We start from the raw sequence: 18824 nt of genomic DNA, 5'->3' as shown, positions 1-18824 counted from the left end.
TTTTTTCATTTGCTCATGAAGCGCATTCTCAGTCTGTCCGTGCTGTCCGTATTGCTGGCGGCATGTTCCACCCCCTCCGATATCCCGCCCGACTCGGGCTCGTCCAGCCTCCCCGGCCCGTCCGCGCCTGCGGCCGACGGCCCTCTGGTGGTGCCGTCGCTGGCATCCTTGCCGGACACTCCGCCGCGCGCGCTGGCCGGCAAGTTCAAGGCGGCCAACTGGTCCGAGATGCCCGGCTGGAGCAACGATGATCTGTCGCGCTTCTGGCCCCTGTTTCTGCGCAATTGCCGCGGCCTGATGCGGCCGACCAGCGGCAACCTGGCCGCGCCCGCGCGCGCCACGCCGCGGGCCTGGCAGCCAGTCTGCGCCGCCGCGGTGGATCCGGCCCGCGCGCCGGCTGCCGGTGACGGCGAGGGCGTGCGCCGCTTCCTCCAGGCCTACCTGCAGCCCTGGCGGCTGAACGCGGCTGACGGCAAGCCGGCCACCAATACCGTGACGGGCTACTACGAGCCTCTGGTGCGCGGCTCGCGCCGCCAGGGCGGCAGCCACCAATGGCCGTTGTACACCGTGCCCGCGGACCTGCTGACCATCGACCTGGGCTCGATCTATCCGGAACTGGCGGGCAAGCGCGTGCGCGGCAAGCTGGATGGCAAGCGCGTGGTGCCCTATGACTCGCGCGCCGCCATCGAATCTTCCGGCCGCCGCCCGCCCGTGCTGGTGTGGGTGGACGACCCCGTCGACAACTTCTTCTTGCAGGTGCAGGGCTCGGGCCGGGTGCAGCTGACCGACGGTCCCGATTCCGGCAAGACCATCCGCGTGGCCTATGCCGACCACAACGGCCAGCCCTACGCGTCCATCGGCCGCTGGCTGATCGACCGCGGCGAGCTGTCCGCCGATCAGGCTTCCATGCAGAACATCCGCGCCTGGGCCCAGCGCAATCCCAAGCGCGTGCCGGAAATGCTCAACGCCAACCCGGCGGTGGTGTTCTTCCGCGAAGAAGTGGTGGTCGATCCGGAACAAGGTCCCAAGGGCGCCTACGCCGTGCCGCTGGCCCCCATGCGTTCGATCGCGGTTGACGCGGGCTTCGTGCCGCTGGGTACGCCCGTGTTCCTGGCCACGACCTATCCGGCCTCCGACCGGCCGCTGCAGCGCCTGGTGTTGGCGCAGGACACGGGTACGGCCATCCGCGGCGGCGCGCGCGCCGACTTCTATTGGGGCTACGGCGACGAAGCCGGCCAGCAGGCCGGCCGCATGAAGCAGCGCGGCCAGATGTGGGTGCTGTGGCCGAAACAGGCCGGGGAGCCAAGCGCAAGATGAGCCATCAGATCGTCGTTTGCGGGGCCGGCATCGTCGGCCTGTCCACCGCCCTGGCGCTGGCCCGCCGCGGCCAGCGCGTGGCCGTGCTGGCGCCGCGCGCCAGCGTGCCGCCGGCCGATCCCGACCGCTATCACCCGCGCGTCTACGCCATTTCGCCCGCCAGCCAGCGCTTTCTGGCCGAACTGGGCGTGTGGGACGCCATGCCCGCGTCCCGGCTGACGCCGGTCAACGCCATGGAAATCCACGGCGACGCCGACGGCCAGGTGAACCTGAGCGCCTGGCAGGCGGCGCTGCCGCAACTGGCGTGGATCGTCGAGTCCGGTGAAATCGAGCGCGTGCTGATCCAGGCGGTCCGCATGTTCGGCATTCCCTGGCTGGAGGACCGCTGCACGGGCTACCGGGACGGCGCCATCGACACCGAAAGCGGCGCGCGCATCGAGGCCGAGCTGTTCGTGGGGGCCGACGGCGCCGCGTCGCCGCTGCGCGAGGCCGCCGGGCTGAAGCACGAGTCCCAGTCCTACGACGACACGGGCTTGGTGGTGCACCTGGACGCCGAGCGCCCGCACCAGGGCGCCGCTTTCCAATGGTTCCGCGACGACGGCGTGCTGGCCCTGCTGCCGCTGCCCGACACCTCGGCCGGTCCGCAGGTTTCCATGGTCTGGTCCATGCGCACCGGGCTGGCCCAGGCGCTGCTGGCATTGCCGCCCGAGGAGCAGGCCACCCGGCTCGAGGCCCTGCTGGCCGAGGCCGCCGAGGGTCGTTTGGGCGCGCTGAAGGTCCGCAGCAAGCTGCACGGCTTCCCTTTGACGCTGGAACGCGCCCAGATGGTCGCGCCCGGCATCGCGCTGGCGGGCGACGCGGCGCACCGCCTGCACCCGCTGGCGGGCCAGGGGCTGAACCTGGGCCTGGGCGACGTCGAAGCCCTGGCCCGCGTCGTCTCCGGCCGCGAAGCCTACCGCGCGGCGGGCGACCTGCGCGTGCTGCACCGCTACCAGCGCGCGCGCGCCGAGCCGGTGCTGGCCATGCGCCTGGCCACCGACGGCCTGCACAAGCTGTTCGCCTCGCGGGCGACGCCGCTGGTCTGGCTGCGCAACGCCGGCATGCACTGGGTGGAACGGGCGCCGCTGATCAAGCGCCGCCTGATTACCGGCGCCTCGGCCAACTAGGGCGGGTCCGTCCCGCGGAACCTAGCCTGTGGGCGAACTGTCTGACCCATAGGGGGCGGCTGCCCGTGCAGGCCGGCTTGGCTGCTGTGCGGATCGGTTAACCTTTCCGCACAAGAACACGATAGACAAGTACAGGAGTACCGATGAATTTCCGCATATCCGCCACCCTGGCGGCTTGTTTCCTGGCCGCGGGCCTGGGCTTGTCCGCCGGCGCGGCGGCCCAGGGCGACAAGTCTGTCTCGACCCAGTCGGTGGGGCAGCCGGGCAAGGGCGACAAGAGCTATTCCACCACCCAGGTGGCGCCGGCCGATCCCGTGGCGGACGCGGTCAAGGACCGTTTTCGCCAGCGTTTCGACGGCATGGACGTGACGGCCGTGCGCCGCACGCCTTATGGCCTGTTCGAAGTGCAGTTGGGCATGGACCTGATCTACACGGATGAAAAGGTGACCTGGGTCATGGAAGGTCCGTTGATCGACGCCATGACGCGCCGCGACGTCACCCGCGAAACGCAGGAGCGCCTGAGCGCCGTGTCGTTCGACCAGTTGCCGCTGGACCTGGCCATCAAGCAGGTCAAGGGCGACGGCTCGCGCAAGGTCGCGATCTTCGAGGATCCCAATTGCGGCTATTGCAAGCAATTGCGCAAGACGCTGGAAGACGTCGACAACATCACCGTCTACACCTTCCTCTATCCCATCCTGTCGCCGGATTCCAAGGACAAGGTGCGCGACGTGTGGTGCTCCAAGGACCCGGGCGCCACCTGGGACGACTGGATGCTGCGCGGCAAGAAGCCCGCCACCGCGAATTGCGACGTGCCCGAGGACAAGCTGCTGGCCCTGGGCCAGAAGCTGATGGTGCGCGGCACGCCGACCACCTTCTTTGCAGACGGCTCGCGCGTCAGTGGCGCCTTGCCCCTGGAGCAATTCAAAGCCCGCTTGAACTGACCGGCGCGGTGCGCCGGCCGGGAGGCTGGCGCCACAGGCGCCAAGCCCCCGGAGACAGCTCTTGAAAATCGCAATACTCGACGATTACCACGACGTAGCGAAGCGCTATGCGGATTGGACCTCGCTGGGCGGTGACGCCGAGGTGCGGATCTTCAACAATTTCATCCCGGAAGGGCAGGTCGAGCCATCGCTCGAGTCCTTCGACGTGATCGTCGCCATGCGCGAGCGCACGCCGTTCCCTGCCGAACGAATCCGCGCCCTCCCAAATCTGCGCCTGCTGGTCACCACCGGCATGCGCAACAACGCCATTGACATGCAGGCCTGCGCCGAGCAGGGCATCATCGTCTGCGGCGCGCCCGGCAGCGCCGACGCCAACACCGCCACGGCCGAACTCGCCTGGGCGCATATCCTGGGCCTGTTCAAACACCTGCCCGCCGAAGATGCGGCCATGCGCCGCGGCATGTGGCAGACGGCCATGCCCGAACCGCTGGCGGGTAAGCGCCTGGGCGTGCTGGGGCTGGGCAAGCTGGGCGCGGCGGTCGCCAAGGTAGGTCTGGCCTTCGGTATGGATGTGGTGGCCTGGAGCCCCAACCTGACCGACGAGCGCGCCGAGGCCGCAGGCGTGAAGCGGGTGGACAAGCACGAACTCTTCGCCACGTCCGACGTCGTCAGCTTGCACCTGATCCTGTCCGAGCGCAGCCGCCACGTGGTCGACGCCGCCGCGCTGGCCGCGATGAAACCGACCGCCTACCTGGTCAACACCTCGCGCGCCGGCCTGGTGGACCACGACGCCCTGATGGACGCGCTGGTGAAGTTCCGCATCGCGGGCGCGGGCCTGGACGTCTATCCCGAGGAACCGCTGTCGCCCACCGACACCGTGCGCGACCTGGACAACGTGATCCTGACGCCGCATCTGGGCTACGTCAGCCGCGAGAACTTCGAGGCGTTTTATCAGAACGCGCTGGAAGCGGTGAAGGCGTGGAAGGCCGGCAAGCCCATCCGCGTGCTGAACGCGTAGGCGTTGCGACTGCAAAAAGTAAAAAGGCTGCCTTGGGCAGCCTTTTTGATTTCCGCGCAGTTTTCAACTGCGCGTGAATGTCACCTTCTTTTCGACGATGGCGCCCGGCTCCTGCGCGGGCGGTGCGTCGCCACAGGCTTCGCCGGCATCTTCCTGCGGATCCTCGGCGTCGAACGCCGTGTCGCCGTTGGCGTCCGGCACGCCGGTGGGCTTCAGGCCCACGAAGTCGAACAAGTCACGGTCCATCAGGTGCGAGGGCACCACGCGCGACAGCGCGTTGAACACATTCCACGAGCGGCCCGGATGCTGCTTGTCCCATTCCTTGATCATGCGGCCCACTTCCTTGCGCTTCAGGTTCTCTTGCGAGCCGCAGAGATTGCAGGGAATGATGGGGAACTGCTTGAGCTCCGCATAGGCGATCAGGTCGGTCTCCGGCACATAGGCCAGGGGGCGGATCACCGTGTGGCGGCCGTCGTCCGACACCAGCTTGGGCGGCATGCCCTTGGCCTTGCCGCCGTAGAACAGGTTCAGGAAGAACGTGCCCAGGATGTCGTCGCGGTGATGGCCCAGCGCGATCTTGGTGGCGCCCAGTTCGGAGGCGACGCGGTACAGGATGCCGCGGCGCAAGCGCGAACAGAGCGAGCACATGGTCTTGCCTTCTTCCAGCACGCGCGTGACGATGGAATAGGTGTCTTGCGTCTCGATGTGGAAGGGCACGCCCAGCGTCTTCAGATACTCGGGCAGGATATGGTCGGGAAAGCCCGGCTGCTTCTGGTCCAGGTTGACCGCGATCAGCTCGAACTTGAAAGGGGCGCGCTTCTGCAGCTGCAGCAGGATGTCCAGCATCGCATAGGAATCCTTGCCGCCTGACAGACAGACCATCACGCGGTCGCCTTCCCCGATCATGTTGTAGTCGGACAGGGCGCGGGTGGTTTCGCGCGCCAGGCGCTTGGTCAGCTTGTTGCCTTCGTGGCGGGCCTTTTCTTCGGCCTCGGTGCGAAAGCGCACCTCGGGGGTAGCGATATCGTTCATGGTCAACGCGTGATCTGGATTTCCACGCCTACCGCCGCGCAGTCGGAAAAGGCCATGGGTTTGCTGATGCGCAGGCGCAGCGCGCGGATTTCCTGGAAGTCGGCCAGCAGACGCGCCGCGACCTGTTCCGACAGGGTTTCGATCAGGTTCACGTGCGCCTGCGTGCATTCTTCCACGATGGCTTCGCGCAGCCGGCGGTAGTCCAGCACGCTGTGGATATCGTGGTCGTCGACCGAGCGCTGGATGTCCACGTCGAATTCGGCGTCGACATGCAGGGGCTGGGTGGCGCGGCGTTCGTGCTCGAGGATGCCGATGCGGGCATCGAGCGCGAGCCCGGAAAGAATGATACGGCGTGTAGGCATGATGAAAACCTGGGTGGGGTAGCCCGGAATTGTAAGGCGACAGCGGAACGAGGGCGGCGCGCTGGCTACAATCCGGCCATGTCCGGGCGTCCGCGAGGCGCCGGCGCAGTCAATAAGGGGTGAAATGCAACAGATGCACGATTCGGTCATTGTAGGCGGCGGCCCGGCCGGCGCCTCCTGCGCCCTGTGGTTGGCGCGGCTGGGCCTGTCCCCGCTATTGGTCGAGGCCGGCGCCCGGCTGGGCGGGCTGGGCAATGACAATCCCTTCGCCGACGACTGGATCGCCGTGCTGCCGGGCGTCACCGGGCAGCAGGTGGCCGCCAATATCGACGCCAGCGTGCGCGCGGCCGGCGTGCCGCTGCGGCTGGAAACGCGCGTAGCCGGGGTGCGCCCCTGCAAGGGCGGCATCGAGGCCACGCTGGCCGGCCCTGATGGCGCCGAATCCCTGGTGCGCGGGCGCACCCTGGTGATCGCCTCCGGCGTGCGCGCCAAGGGCCTGCCGGACCATCCGCCGGGCGCATCCTGGCCGGGCGTGCTGATCGGTCCTGGCTCGCCCATCGTGGCGCAGGACTACTCGGGCCTGTCGGTGGCGGTGCTGGGCGGGGGCGACAACGCTTTCGAAAACTACGTCTACGTGCGCAACCGCGGCGCCCGCAGCGTGCATCTCTATGCCCGCAGCGTCCGCGCCCAGCAGCAATGGGTGACGCGCGCCGGCCGCGAAGGCGTGCACATCGGCCCGTACAAGGTGGACCCCGCCAGCCGCAGCGTGGACGGCAGGCAATATGACCTGATCCTGGTCTTCTACGGCTGGGAGCCCCAGGCCGGCTTTGCCGACAGCCTGCGTCTGGCCCGCGACGAGCGCGGCTACATCCGCACGGACTTCGCCACCGCCGAAACCAGCGTGCCGGACATCTACGCCGTGGGCGAGGTGGCGCACAGGATGCATCCCTGCGTGGTGACCTCCATGGCCGACGGCGTGGTTGCGGCCAAGGCCATCCAGCGCCGCTGGGAGCGTGGCGCGGAGTAAGGCGGCTGGCTCAGGCCGCGAGCAGGAATTCCACCACTGCGGCCTCGAACGCCTCAGGCAATTCGATATTGGCCAAGTGCACGGCCGGCAGCGTCAGCAGCTTGGCGCCGGGAATGGTCGCGGCGATCTGTTCGCCATGGCTGGCCGCGGTGACCGTGTCGTGCTGGCCGGCGATGACCAGTGTCGGATTGGGGATCAGGGCGATGGTCCGGCGCAGGTCGAAGTCCCGCACAGCCGCGAATGCGCCCGCCAGGCCGTGCTTGTCGGTACCCAGCAGCATGGCGCGGAACGGTTCGACGGCGGGGTTGCCATCTCGCAACCAGGACGCAGGAAACCAGTTCTTCAGGAAGGTCTCGGCCGTTTCCGACATGTCTTCGGCCTGCAGCGTGGCCGCGATGCGCTCGTCCCATTGCGGGGACGGTCCCAGATAGGCCGAGGTATTGCTCAGGACCAGGCGGTCGATGCGCTGCGGCGCATGCACTCCCAGCCACTGGCCGACGATGCCACCCAGAGACAGCCCCAGGAAATGCGCTTGCTCGATGCCCTGCGCGTCGAGCAACTCCAGCACGTCGCCGCCCAGGCGGTCCAGCGAGTATGGGCCTTGCGGCACGCTGGACGAGCCATGGCCGCGGTAGTCATAGCGCAGCACGCGGAAGTGGCGGGTCAGCGCGGGGATCTGCGCGTCCCACATGTGCAGCGTGGTGCCGATGGAGTTCGCCAGCACCAGCGTGGGCGAATCCGCGCGGCCGTCGTAGCGGTAGGCGATGCGGGCGCCGTCGCCGGCGGTGAAGTAGGAAACGTCTTGCATGATGGTTGGCCTCGCGGTGGTTGGGTGTGAGGCAAATCGTAGTTGCGCGCCATTCAAGAAAAAATTACAAAGTTCGCACAATCATTGTCGGAAAATCAGACATGAGCGAATTCACCCTGCATGACCTCCAATGCTTCGACGCGGTGGCGCGCACCGGCGGCTTCCAGGCGGCCGCGACAACGCTGCACCGTTCGCACCCGGCGGTATTCGCCGCCGTGGCCAAGCTGGAACGGCAGCTGGGCCTGGTTCTGCTGGACCGCAGCGGCTATCGCGTGAGCCTGACAGCCGCCGGGCAGTCTTTCCACGCGCGCGCGCAATCGCTGCTGCGCGAGTTGACCGCCTTGCGTGCGCACGCCGAACAACTGGCGATGGGTGAGGAAACCGAAGTGCGGATCGTGATCGGCGATTTCTGCCCACGCCCCTACGTGCTGGGCCTCTTGAGCCGCTTTTTCACCGACTGTCCGGCCACGCGCCTGCACCTGCACTTCGAGGCTGTGTCCGGGCCGCTGGAGCGCCTGTACGACGGCGAGGCCGACCTCATCCTGCATCGCGTGGACAAGAACGACGCCAGCCTCGAATGGGTAGATCTGGCAAAGGTGCCCTTCGTGCCCGTGGTGGCGCCGGGCTTTCTGCGTGAGCCCATGCCGCACGTGATCAAGCCCGCGCTGCTGCGCGACTACACGCAGTGCGTCATGCGCGATACCGCCAGGCACATGCCGCCGCAGGAATACTTCACCGTGGTAGGCGCGCGTCAGTGCACGGTGGCGGACCAGTTGATGAAGAAGGAAATCATCCTGCAAGGCATGGGCTGGGGCCACATGCCGCGCTTTCTGATCGAAGACGAACTGCGCGGCGGCAGCCTGATTTCGATAGCCAACCGCTATCTTCCGGGCAGCGTCGAAGAACTGGTGGCGGCGCGGCGCACGGACCGTGCGCAAGGCCCGGTCTCGAACCGCCTGTGGCGCTACCTGCAGGGTGCCGCGCCTGCCCTGCGCCGAGCCTTGGCCGCTTCAAAGAGCAGGAGCGGCTGACGGGCGCCTTGCCTGCACGCCTATCGCGGCTTATCCGGCGTCCATTGGAGGATGATGATCCCGCTCAAGAGGATCAATGCGCCCAGCACGCTGTACCCGGTCATTGGTTCGTGCAAGACAACGACGGCCAGCAGGGTTGCCACCAGCGGTTCCATCAAGCTCGCGATTGCGCCGCCTATCGCTCCGGTGCCTTTTATCCCTTGCAGGAACAGCGTTTGCGCGAGCGCCGTGGGTACGGCCGAGACGTACAGCAGCATCAGCCAGCCGTTCACCGAGTAGGACAGGTGCAATCCCTCCGCGGACCAGAATGGGATCAATGCCAATGCTCCTATCGCAAAGCCAATTCCACCGGCATGCATCGGGCTGCACACTTGCCCGGCAGCGCGCGCGGCAAGCACGTAAAACGCCTGGAAAAGGGCGCAGGCGACTGCAACCGCGACGCCGGTCCAGAACCGGTAGATATCGGGATTCAGGTCCGACGGCAGGCCAACCAGCAGCGTCGTGCCGACCAGAGCGGTCACCAGAGCCGCCAGCGTTCTGAGATGAAATGGCTCTCGGAGCCACAGCACCGAGATCAACGCCACGAATACAGGCGCTCCGCAAATGCTGATGAGCACCGAGATAGCCACTCCTACCCGTTCAATCGCGAGCACATACGTCAACTGATAGAAGGCCATACTGATGCCCAGCGCCACAAGGGTGCAGAGCCCCTTGGGGGTAAGCGATGGCAGCCAGGCTCCGCCATGCACGCGCGCCATCAGCAGCAGGAATGGAACGGAAAGGGCGAGCCGCAAGAAACCGATGGACACCGCGTCGGCTCCGCCGCCCGTGCCCAACGCCTGAAAGACCAGGCCAGTCGTCCCCCACAGAGAGGCGGCGGCGAGCACTGCCGCCCAGCCCGCCCTGGAAGAAGCCCTGGCGCCGTCCTGCGCCCGGCGCTCGATCAAGCTCGGTGCTTCCATTGTCGTCACCCCTAGAAGGGACAAGCTCTTGGTAATGGGCCCGATCATCGTCAAGCGCGGCAAAGGCGGACGGCATGCGCCGTCAATGGCGTGACAAGACGGAACTGCTGGCTCTAGCTCCGCTTATAATTGATTCAGGTGTCAATGTTGACATATTAGTCATCGTTGACGTCAATGTCAATGATGCTATCGGAGGCTTTGGTTATATGGTCATGGTCAGGCAGTTCGATGAAGACGTCGTGCTCGAAAAGGTGCTGGAGGTCTTTTGGGCCAAGGGTTGGCAGGGCGCGTCCATGGCAGATCTCGCTGGCGCCGCGAATGTCCAGCGTGGTTCGCTCTACCACGCCTACGGCGACAAGGAGCAATTGTTTCTTCTGGCGTTTGACCGGCATGTGGAGCGCGTCCTGGCCGAGTCCCGCGCGGCCTTGGATGCGCCGTCTGCAAAAAAGGCGCTGCAGCGCTTCTTCGACGTCTCCATTGCGAGCATGACGGCAGACGATCCGCCCAAGGGCTGCTTCACCACGAAGACCGCAATCGAGGTCGGGTTGCTTGGAGCAGAGGTGCGCGAGAAAGTAAGGTCGCTGCTGGAGCAGCTTCAGGCCGCGGTCGCCGCTGCGCTGTCACGCCCGGGGATCCGCGAATCGTTGACCACTCACCCCGACAAGGCGGCGCAAATCGTCATCGCATTTACCAGAGGGCTCGCGGTGATGGAGCGGGTCTATCACGATCCCAAGCAGTTGCGCGCATTGAGCCGCAATTTGGCGGACATTGTTGTCCGCCGGGATCAAGCGTCGTAAGTGACGGAGTCTCGATCGAGAAACATGGAGAACCGCCGCAATCTGGCTCACCCGGTGCAATGTCAGCGGGTGAGCCCATAGGCTAGCGGTCGCCGCGATTAGTACTTGCCGGTAAGCAGTTCGCCCGCGTTGGGCACGCGCGCTTCCAGGTCCAGCACCTTCAGCATCCGGTAGACCGTCGCCGCGGCGGCCGTCACCACCGGCAGGCCCAGGCGGTCCTGCACCGGCTGGATCGACGCCAAGGACGGCATCTGCACGCAGGCGGACAGCACCACCGCATCCACGCCGCGCGTGTTCAGGCGCTCCACATGGCTGGCCGGCGCCATCGGATCCTGCGAGCCGACCTTCAGATTGTCGGGAATCTCCAGCGACAGGCTGTCCTGCACCTCGATGCCCTCGTTTTCGATGTAGTCCACCACCAGCTTGGTCAGCGGTTTCATGTAGGGCGTCAGGATGGCGACCTTGCGCGCGCCGATGGCGTGCAGGCCTTCCACCAGCGCGCCAGCGCTGGAAATCACCGGCGCCGGCGCGCCGTTGTCCACGGTGGCCTGGTGCAGGCGTTCCTGCGAGACGCGGTGATAGCCCAGCCCCTGGCTCATGATCGCCACCAGGCAGGCATAGCCCAGCACGTCCACCCGCGCGTCGGACAGTTCCTGCGCGCAACGGTCCGATTCGCGGTCCATCGAAGCCAGTTCCGCCGCCGTCACCTGCTTCATGCGCATGCGGCTGGAATGGAAGGTGAAGCGCTCCGGCGCGATGGTCTCGCGCAGACGCAGCATGGCCGGGATCTCGGTTTCCATGGTGGTGTTGGAACTGGGCACGATCTGGCCGATGCGCAGGGCGCGGGGGGAAGTGGTCATGGCAATGCTCCTGGAATAAAGACGTAAGAACGCCGGCCCGCGCTGCGATGCGCGGGAAATCGGCAATGCGTAAGGTGATGAAAGTCAGTCGGCAGTGATGCCTGCGGCAGCGACGGTGCGTTGCCAGTAAGCCAGTTCCGTGGTGACGCGCTGGTTCAGCGCCTCGGGTCCTTCAAAACGTGCCTCGATGCCCGCTGCCTGCGCGCGCTGCATGGTGGCGGGCTGCTTGAGCGCGGCTTCGACGCTGGCGGCCAGTTTGTCGACGACCGGCTGCGGCGTGCCTGCCGGCGCGAACAACGCAACCCAGGATTCCAACTGGTATTCGGGCAGGCCCACTTCGGCGGTAGTGGGTACGTCAGGCAGCATGGGGTGACGTGTGGCGCTGGTGACAGCCAGAGCTTTCAGCTTGCCCGTCTGCACGTGGCCCATCACCGAAGGCGGCGTGGTGATGAACACCTGCACGTTGCCGGCCAGCACGTCCTGGATGGCGGCGCCCGAGCCGCGGTAAGGCACGTGGAACATCTCGACACCGGTTTGTTGCTTGAAGACCTCGGTGCCCAGGTGGGACAGCGACCCCACGCCTTGCGACGCGTAGTTGAAGCGGCCGGGCGCGTTCTTGACCTCGGCCACGAACTCAGCGATGTTGCCGGCCTTGATGGACGGGTGTATGGCGATCACGTTGCTGGATACCGTGACCAGTCCGACAGGCACGAAGTCCTTGGGGGCCCAGGGCAGCTTGGCAGTGAGGTTCGGATTGCCGACGTGATAGGCCGAGTACGACACCAGCAAGGTGTAGCCGTCCGGCTTGGCCCGCGCGACGTATTGGTACGCGATGTTGCCGCTGCCGCCGTCCTTGTTTTCCACCACCACGGGCTTGCCCAGCGCAGCGGCCAGCGGCTCGGCCACGATACGGGCGGACGTGTCCACCAGCCCGCCTGGCGGGTTGGGAACGACCAGGGAAAGCGTGCGATTGGGAAAGTCGTCCGCAGCATAGGCGCCGAATGCAGCCCCGGACAGCAAGGCGGTGGCCAGTAGTCTTTGCATGGAAGGTCTCCGGATATTGTCGCGTGCGCTAGGGTCTGCACCTATTCTGCTCGCGGCGATTGATATTTTCCAATATAGTTTTTATCTGGTTTGATATCTTTTCCAAATAACTGACCGCCATGGAAATCCGCCAACTCCGCTATTTCGCCGTGCTGGCCGAAGAACTCAACTTCACCCGCGCCGCCGCACGCCTGCACATCTCGCAACCGCCGCTCAGCCTGCAGATCGCACAGCTGGAGCGCGAACTCGAGGTCAAGCTGTTCGACCGCAACAACCGCCGCGTGACCCTGACCGAAGCCGGTGAAGCTTTCCTCAACGATGTGCGCGCGCTTCTCGCCAGCCTGAAGGACGCCACCGTGCGGGTCCGCGCCGTGGACCAGGGCCTGGCGGGCCGCATCGAGGTGGGCCTGTCCGGATCGCACTTCATGGGCCCCGTCCCCGCCCTGATCGCGCGCTACAAGGCGTCCCATCCGCAGGTCTCCGTGTTGCTCAATGAAATGAACCCCGCCGCGCAACTGGACGCGCTGCGCGGACACCGCATCGACGTCAGCATCTCGCGCACCGCCGTCGACGACGACGAACTACAGTCCATGCCCCTATGGCCCGATCCCGTTGTGGCCGTACTCCCCAAGGGCCACCCCCTCTCCGGCCGCAAGCGGCTGGAGCTGAAGGACCTGGCCGGCCAAGCCTTCGTGATGCTGCGTCAGGACACTTCGGCCTTCGCCCGCACCCTCGCCGAAACCTGCGCCCGCGCCGGCCTGCCCCTGTCCGCCGCCCAAACCGTCGCCGAAGTCCCGGCCCAACTGGCCCTGGTAGCCGCAGGGCTGGGCGTCGCCCTGGTGCCCCGGTCCACCTGCCGCCATGCTGCCGACCGCGTCGCCATTTGCAGTCTGCCCGCCGACATCGCCCGCGCCATGGTCTACGCCGTCACCCGCCGGCTGGGCAGGAGACGCGCGCTGGATACGTTCTTGCAGACGGCGGCGCAGATGAAAGGGGAGTAAGGATGAAGGTCGGCAGATGTCGTGGCCGCCCTGATGTGCGGTGCTATCGCGCGCAGCGTCACCATCCGACGCAAGACCCCGCGTAAGCCCCAGAAGGCCGCCTGCGCGGCCGCCCTGGGGCGGGCCCCGCAAGATCTTCGCCAGACCCCAGACCGAGGCCAGAACCCCAAGCACCCAGCTCGTCCCAGCGCCCGTGAAGATTCAAACAACGGAGCCTGGCGCGGCGGCCCAGCCGGTGGCGCGGGGCGTCGATAAGCCCAAGGGAATCCGTAGGGAGCCGAAGGCGTACGAGGATGACGCAGGGGCAGTCCGGAGCGTAGGCTCCGGACCGCAATCGTTGCCCCGCGCCACCGGCTGGGCCGCTGCGCCGGGCGGCCTTAAGAACCCAAAACCGGCCGCCCAAAAAATAAGGACCGTCCCACAACAGACGGCCCCAAAAAAACCGAGCGAAGTAAAAAAACTCAACCCGTCAATACACAATCCAAAGCCTCAGGCGGACTCAATCTAACCCGGAACTCCCTCAACTCATCCCGCCGGAACACATGCACAGTGACCCGGTCCCCCGCCCGATACTGCGCCAGCAACAGCTCCAGCCCCGCCGGCGCATCCACCCGCAAGCCATCCACCGCCACCAGCACATCGCCGGCCGACAAGCCGCCCTTATGCCCCGCGCCGCCCTCCAGCACCGTCGCCAGCACCAGTGACTCGCCCTGCTTGCGCGTACGCACATCCAGCGAAGGAATATTGGCCGCCGTCTTCCATTGCAGCTTGATGCCTTGCGGCTCCAGCAATTCGGCCAGCGGCACATCCGCCGTCCCATAGGCATGTCGTGCAATGAAGCGCCGCGTATCCACGCCCGTGGCCTCGCGGATCAACGCCGGCAGCCCGTCCTCGGCCAGACCCTGCGGCTTGCCTTGATAAAAGTCGCGCCCATACCGGCTCCACAGCAAACGCATCACATCATCCAGCGAGCGCGCCCCGTCCGTTTCCCGGCGGATCAGCAGGTCCAGCCCCAACGCCACCAGCGCGCCCTTGGTGTAATAGCTGACCAGCGCATTCGGCGAATTCTCGTCCTGCTTGTAATAGCGCGTCCAGGCATCGAATGAACTCTCCGCCACCGACTGCTTCGTCCGCCCCGGCGTGCGCGCCACGCTGGTGATGGTCTTGGCCAGCAGGCGCAGATAGTCGGGCTGCGTGATCGCGCCCGAACGCAGCAGCAGCAGATCGTCGTAATAGGAAGTGAAACCCTCGAACACCCACAGCAGGCGCGTCAGGTCAGGTTGCGCAAGATCGTAGGGTACAAAGGCTTCCGGCTTGATCCGCTTGACGTTCCAGGTATGGAAATACTCATGGCTCACCAGACCCAGGAATCCGCGATAGCCTTCGCCCTGGCCCTGCTGGCCCATCACCGGCAAGTCCTTGCGCGCCGTCATCAGTGCCGTGCTGGCGCGATGCTCCAGCCCGCCATAGCCGTCGCCCGTCACCATCGTCATGAACACGTAGCGGTCCGAACTGTCCAGGAAAGGCGCGCGCTTGCTGCGCGGCTCGAAGAACGCGATCTGCGTCTCGCAGATCTTGCGTACGTCTTCCGTGATCCGCGCCAGATCCAGATTGGGCACAACCCCGGTGAACACCAGCTCGTGTTCCGCGCCATGTGCCACGAAACTCGACACCTGCGGCGTGCCCATCTCCACCGGATGATCGATCAGCGCGTCATAGTCCGGCGCCAGGTACAGCCCGAAACCATGGCGGCGCGCGGCGCCCTTGTGGCCGCGCGCTTCCGGCAGGCTGGTGTAGACCTTCCAGCCCTGGATCGAGCGCGGTGGCGTCAGGTCCACCAGGCAGGGCAGATGGTCCTGGCCATGCACCCGCAGGAACACGCTGGTGCCGTTGAAGAAGCCGTGGGTCTCGTCCAGGTGCGCGCCGCGCACCGACAGGTCCCAGGCATAGACTTCGTACTCGACCCGCAGCGGACCCTCGCAGGGCGCGGCCTGCCAGGTGTGGTTGTCGATCTTCTCGACCGGCACGCGCCGCGAGCCAGAATAGGCGGCCAGCGATTCGATCTGGCGCGAGAAATCGCGGATCAGGTAGCTGCCCGGAATCCAGGCCGGCAGCGACAGGCGCTGGCCGCCGGGGGAGGGCGCTGCGATGCTTAGGGTTATCCGGTAGCGGTGTCCGGCCGGGTCGTGGGGCGCGAGGCGGTAAAGTAGCGGCAGAGCGTTGTCTTTTTCCATGGACATATCTTACTTTCATACTTATTCGGAGACATCAATGAGCGAGTCGTTTGTACTGGTCGAAACCCGGGGCCGCGTCGGCCTGCTGACGCTGAACCGTCCCAAGGCCCTGAACGCCTTGAACGATCAACTGATGGATGAGCTCGGCGCTGCGCTGCTGGCGTTCGAAGCGGATGCCGGTATCGGCGCCGTGGTCATCACCGGCAGCGAAAAAGCCTTCGCCGCCGGCGCCGACATCGGCGCCATGAAAGACTGGTCGTACATGGACGTGTATGGCAGCGAATACATCACGCGCAACTGGGAAACGCTCAAGCGCATCAAGAAGCCCGTGATCGCCGCCGTGGCTGGCTACGCCCTGGGTGGCGGCTGCGAACTGGCCATGATGTGCGACATCATCATCGCCGCCGATACCGCCAAGTTCGGCCAGCCCGAAATCAAGCTGGGCGTGATCCCGGGCGCGGGCGGCACCCAACGCCTGCCGCGCGCGGTGGGCAAGGCCAAGGCCATGGACCTGGCGCTGACTGCCCGCATGATGGGCGCCGAGGAAGCGGAACGCGCCGGCCTGGTGTCGCGCGTGGTCGCGGCCGACAAGCTCATGGAAGAAGCCATGGACGCGGCTATCGTTATCGCCTCCATGTCCCTGCCATCGGTCATGATGGCCAAGGAATGCGTCAACCGCGCCTTCGAAGGTTCGCTCAACGAAGGCCTGCTGTTCGAGCGCCGCGTGTTCCATTCGCTGTTCGCGACCGAAGACCAGAAGGAAGGGATGGCGGCTTTCACTGAAAAGCGCAAACCGGACTTCAAACACCGTTAATCCTTGTTACGCCCGGATCGTCGGTCCGGGCGCACCCGGATTCGCCCCTCGCGCCCACTCAGGGCGCGATTTTTTTGCATGCATGCTCTAGTGCGCGCCGTGTTGCGCCTTGAAACGCTTGGGCAGCACCTTGTTGCAGAGTTCGGTCCTATCCTGAAAAAGCGTCACCACGAGGTGCCGCGCCAGAGAGGCTTGCCCGAACTGGCAAGCCCGGCGCGGCGGCTCGCTTGCAGACAAAACCAAGAAGGAGCCTTGCATGCGTACATCTATCGCTACCCGCCGGTGGTCCGCCGCGGTCCTCGCCGGCGCGCTGAGCGCCTGCTTCGTTACCGCCGCGCAGGCGCAATCGCCGCGTCCCTCCTTGCGCCTGGTGTCCGAGACGCCGTATCCGGCCGCTTCCGCGCCCGCCGCGCAGATGAGCGAGCAAGAGCTGCGCGACATCGCCATCGACGCCTATGTCTACGCCTATCCGATGGTGCTGATGGAGCTGGCGCGCCGCAAGGCCACCGCCGTGCAGACGCCGCTGGACGGCAAGGCGCCGGTGAATCAATTCGGTCATAAGGCCGCCTTCCCGGATCCGCGCGCGGGCGACGTGCCGTGGCCCAGCGCCGATGCGCTCTATTCCAGCTTGTGGTTCGACGTGTCGCGCGCGCCGCTGATCGTGAACCTGCCTGCCACCGGCGACCGCTATATGGTGTTGTCGGCGCTGGACATGTGGAGCGACGTGTTCGCCTCGCGCGGCACGCGCACCAACGGCAACGGCGCCCAATCCTTCGCCATCGTCGGCCCGGGCTGGCAGGGCAGCGTGCCGCCCGGCATGGACGTGATCCACAGCCCCACCGCCACCGGCTGGCTGATCGGCTGGACCCAGGCGGGCGGCCCGCAAGACTACGCGGCCGTCAATCAGATCCAGGCCGGCATGACCGCCAGTCCAATGATCGCGCCGGCCACCGCGCGCCCCGCCATCAACCGCGGTTCGCGCAGCGCCTATCCGCAGACCGGTCCCGGCGTGGGTTCGGCGCCGATCGGTAGCGACCTGCCGCCGCCCATGCCCGTGACGGTGCCCGACGGCACGCCGGCCGAGCAGGCCGCGGGCATGGATGCCGCCTCGTTCTTCACGCTGTTTTTCGACGTGATGCGCAACAATCCGCCGCACGCCAACGACACGCCCATCCTGGACCGCATGCGCCGCATCGGCCTGGACAGCCGCCAACCGTTCTCGTATGGACGCCTGAATCCGGCCGTGCAGCAGGCGCTGGCACAGGCCCAGCCGCTGGCCGGCCGGCGCATCGCCGATGGCGTGTCGCGCCTGGGCACGCCCATGAACGGCTGGAGCACCGTGCTGTCCGGCATCGGCACCTACGGCACCGACTACACGCGACGCGCCGCCATCGCCTATGCCGGCCTGGGCGCGCCCACGCCCGAGGACGTGCTGTACCCGGTGACGGTGTCCGATTCCAAGGGCCGCGCGCTGAACTCCAACGAGGACTATGTGCTGCACTTCGACAAGGGCCAGTTGCCGCCGGCGAATGCCTTCTGGTCGCTGCACGTCTACGACGCGAACCACGGCTTTGCCGACAATCCGGCCAACCGCTACGTGCTGCGCAGCACAGACGGCCTGAAGTACAACGCCGACGGTTCGCTGGACATCTACATCCAGCGCCGCGACCCCGGCGAACGCAAGCGCTCGAACTGGATCGCCTCGCCGGCCGCCGATGCGCCGTTCCTGCTCAGCATGCGCCTGTATTCGCCTCAGGATACGGCGCTGGACGGTCTGTGGGCGCCACCGCCGGTCAAGGAAGACTGACCTTGTTTTGATGGTATAAAGCGCGGCCTCCATTGCGGAGGCCGCGCTGCATTGCGCAGGGTTGGCGCAACGTGCGTTGTGGGCCGATTCGCGTCCCTAATTTCGTCCGATCCAAGCGTTGTTTGCACCTTACAAACGGCCGAAAGTTCATTTGCTAGGGTAAAAAGAATCACGCTATACTCTGCGGGTTTGACGCTTGCGGGATAAGAACACGTAGCGGCTGACAAGTAGCAGGCACGGCGTTGATGAGCCTTTTGAAATCAACGACTTGGCGCCGGCTATGGGAGGCAGCTACGGGCAGCGGGACGCGCCGGTTCTGATAGGGGCAAAGAAGCAAAGCGAGGAAGTTTGATGCAACAGAACTCCATGCAGCAGGAAGTGCGGCAGGGTCCGGTTGAAGGTCAGGGTCAGCAGCAAGCAATGTTTGACCACGACATGACGGATAAAGTTCTGGTTCTCAGTGACGCGGATCGCGCGGCGCTGAATGCTCAAGCAAGCCGCGGGCTCCTGTTGGCATTGGCAGCGCAAGGTGCCATGGGGCTCGCAGCAGCAGTGATAGCGGGGGTTGTCGGAGGGGCGGCGGCAGGTTGGTCGGCGTTGTCG

Annotated in this window: 17 protein-coding genes and 1 pseudogene; 11 read left to right on the top strand and 7 right to left on the bottom strand. The window is 66.1% G+C overall.

What is annotated here, in order from left to right; all coding sequences use genetic code 11:
• The first annotated feature begins 15 nt into the window (after positions 1-15).
• The 4 genes from IPU70_RS17675 to IPU70_RS17660 all read left to right on the top strand — a co-directional run bounded on the left by IPU70_RS17675 (position 16) and on the right by IPU70_RS17660 (position 4442).
• Entirely contained in the window at positions 16-1317 is a 1302-nt protein-coding gene (locus IPU70_RS17675; RefSeq protein ID WP_207469052.1) for a murein transglycosylase A, read from the top strand.
• Positions 1314-2483, top strand: a complete 1170-nt coding sequence (locus IPU70_RS17670; RefSeq protein WP_207469051.1) for a UbiH/UbiF family hydroxylase — start codon at positions 1314-1316, stop codon at positions 2481-2483. Before IPU70_RS17675 ends, IPU70_RS17670 begins: the two co-directional genes overlap by 4 nt.
• A gap of 143 nt (positions 2484-2626) precedes the next feature.
• Positions 2627-3424 (top strand): DsbC family protein, encoded by a 798-nt coding sequence (locus IPU70_RS17665; protein WP_207469050.1) that lies wholly within the window; start codon positions 2627-2629, stop codon positions 3422-3424.
• Between the two features lie 61 nt (positions 3425-3485).
• Positions 3486-4442, top strand: a complete 957-nt coding sequence (locus tag IPU70_RS17660) for a D-2-hydroxyacid dehydrogenase family protein (RefSeq protein WP_207469049.1) — start codon at positions 3486-3488, stop codon at positions 4440-4442.
• Positions 4443-4505: 63 nt separating this feature from the next.
• On the opposite strand, the gene ttcA is transcribed toward IPU70_RS17660, so the two are convergent.
• A complete protein-coding gene (gene ttcA, locus IPU70_RS17655) occupies positions 4506-5474 on the bottom strand; it encodes a tRNA 2-thiocytidine(32) synthetase TtcA (RefSeq protein WP_207469048.1) in 969 nt (322 codons plus the stop codon).
• 2 nt (positions 5475-5476) lie between these two features.
• Positions 5477-5836, bottom strand: coding sequence for a dihydroneopterin aldolase (folB, locus tag IPU70_RS17650; protein WP_013391106.1), 360 nt, complete (start codon positions 5834-5836; stop codon positions 5477-5479).
• Between the two features lie 124 nt (positions 5837-5960).
• On the opposite strand from folB, the gene IPU70_RS17645 reads away from it, so the two are divergent.
• A complete protein-coding gene (locus IPU70_RS17645) occupies positions 5961-6863 on the top strand; it encodes an NAD(P)/FAD-dependent oxidoreductase (RefSeq protein WP_207469046.1) in 903 nt (300 codons plus the stop codon).
• Positions 6864-6873: 10 nt separating this feature from the next.
• On the opposite strand, the gene pcaD is transcribed toward IPU70_RS17645, so the two are convergent.
• The gene (gene pcaD, locus IPU70_RS17640) at positions 6874-7671 is read right to left on the bottom strand and encodes a 3-oxoadipate enol-lactonase (protein ID WP_207469045.1); all 798 of its coding nucleotides are present in this window, start codon (positions 7669-7671) and stop codon (positions 6874-6876) included.
• Between the two features lie 101 nt (positions 7672-7772).
• Between pcaD and IPU70_RS17635 the strand changes: the two genes are divergently transcribed.
• The gene (locus IPU70_RS17635; protein WP_207469044.1) at positions 7773-8702 is read left to right on the top strand and encodes a LysR family transcriptional regulator; all 930 of its coding nucleotides are present in this window, start codon (positions 7773-7775) and stop codon (positions 8700-8702) included.
• Between the two features lie 20 nt (positions 8703-8722).
• Here the strand turns inward: IPU70_RS17635 and IPU70_RS17630 are convergent, their stop codons facing one another.
• On the bottom strand, positions 8723-9664 hold the full coding sequence (locus IPU70_RS17630) for a DMT family transporter (protein WP_207469043.1): 942 nt from the start codon (positions 9662-9664) through the stop codon (positions 8723-8725).
• A gap of 74 nt (positions 9665-9738) precedes the next feature.
• On the opposite strand from IPU70_RS17630, the gene IPU70_RS17625 reads away from it, so the two are divergent.
• Entirely contained in the window at positions 9739-10461 is a 723-nt protein-coding gene (locus IPU70_RS17625; RefSeq protein WP_242702560.1) for a TetR/AcrR family transcriptional regulator, read from the top strand.
• A gap of 98 nt (positions 10462-10559) precedes the next feature.
• Here the strand turns inward: IPU70_RS17625 and IPU70_RS17620 are convergent, their stop codons facing one another.
• Together IPU70_RS17620 and IPU70_RS17615 are read right to left on the bottom strand one after the other, a co-directional pair.
• Positions 10560-11321: an aspartate/glutamate racemase family protein gene (locus tag IPU70_RS17620; RefSeq protein WP_207469042.1), complete on the bottom strand. Its 762-nt coding sequence runs from the start codon at positions 11319-11321 to the stop codon at positions 10560-10562.
• Positions 11322-11405: 84 nt separating this feature from the next.
• Positions 11406-12365, bottom strand: coding sequence for a tripartite tricarboxylate transporter substrate binding protein (locus IPU70_RS17615; protein WP_207469041.1), 960 nt, complete (start codon positions 12363-12365; stop codon positions 11406-11408).
• A gap of 119 nt (positions 12366-12484) precedes the next feature.
• Here IPU70_RS17615 and IPU70_RS17610 point away from each other — a divergent pair, with 119 nt between their 5' ends.
• Positions 12485-13366 (top strand): LysR substrate-binding domain-containing protein, encoded by an 882-nt coding sequence (locus IPU70_RS17610; protein ID WP_207469040.1) that lies wholly within the window; start codon positions 12485-12487, stop codon positions 13364-13366.
• Between the two features lie 461 nt (positions 13367-13827).
• On the opposite strand, the gene IPU70_RS17605 is transcribed toward IPU70_RS17610, so the two are convergent.
• Positions 13828-15606 carry a M61 family metallopeptidase gene (locus IPU70_RS17605; RefSeq protein WP_371818979.1) on the bottom strand — a complete coding sequence of 593 codons (1779 nt, stop codon included), beginning with the start codon at positions 15604-15606 and terminating at the stop codon, positions 13828-13830.
• 31 nt (positions 15607-15637) lie between these two features.
• On the opposite strand from IPU70_RS17605, the gene IPU70_RS17600 reads away from it, so the two are divergent.
• The 3 genes and pseudogenes from IPU70_RS17600 to IPU70_RS17590 form a co-directional block, all read left to right on the top strand.
• Positions 15638-16414, top strand: a complete 777-nt coding sequence (locus tag IPU70_RS17600) for an enoyl-CoA hydratase (RefSeq protein ID WP_207469038.1) — start codon at positions 15638-15640, stop codon at positions 16412-16414.
• A gap of 256 nt (positions 16415-16670) precedes the next feature.
• Entirely contained in the window at positions 16671-18221 is a 1551-nt protein-coding gene (locus tag IPU70_RS17595; RefSeq protein ID WP_207469036.1) for a DUF1254 domain-containing protein, read from the top strand.
• Positions 18222-18656: 435 nt separating this feature from the next.
• A pseudogene (locus IPU70_RS17590) lies at positions 18657-18824 on the top strand (ATP synthase subunit I); the annotation flags it as partial.

It is taken from the genome of Achromobacter sp. SD115 (genome assembly GCF_017355315.1).
GTDB classification, from domain to species: domain Bacteria; phylum Pseudomonadota; class Gammaproteobacteria; order Burkholderiales; family Burkholderiaceae_B; genus Achromobacter; species Achromobacter xylosoxidans_B.
The sequence above is the reverse complement of the archived record's forward strand: the minus strand, read 5'-3'. Positions and strand labels throughout refer to the sequence as shown.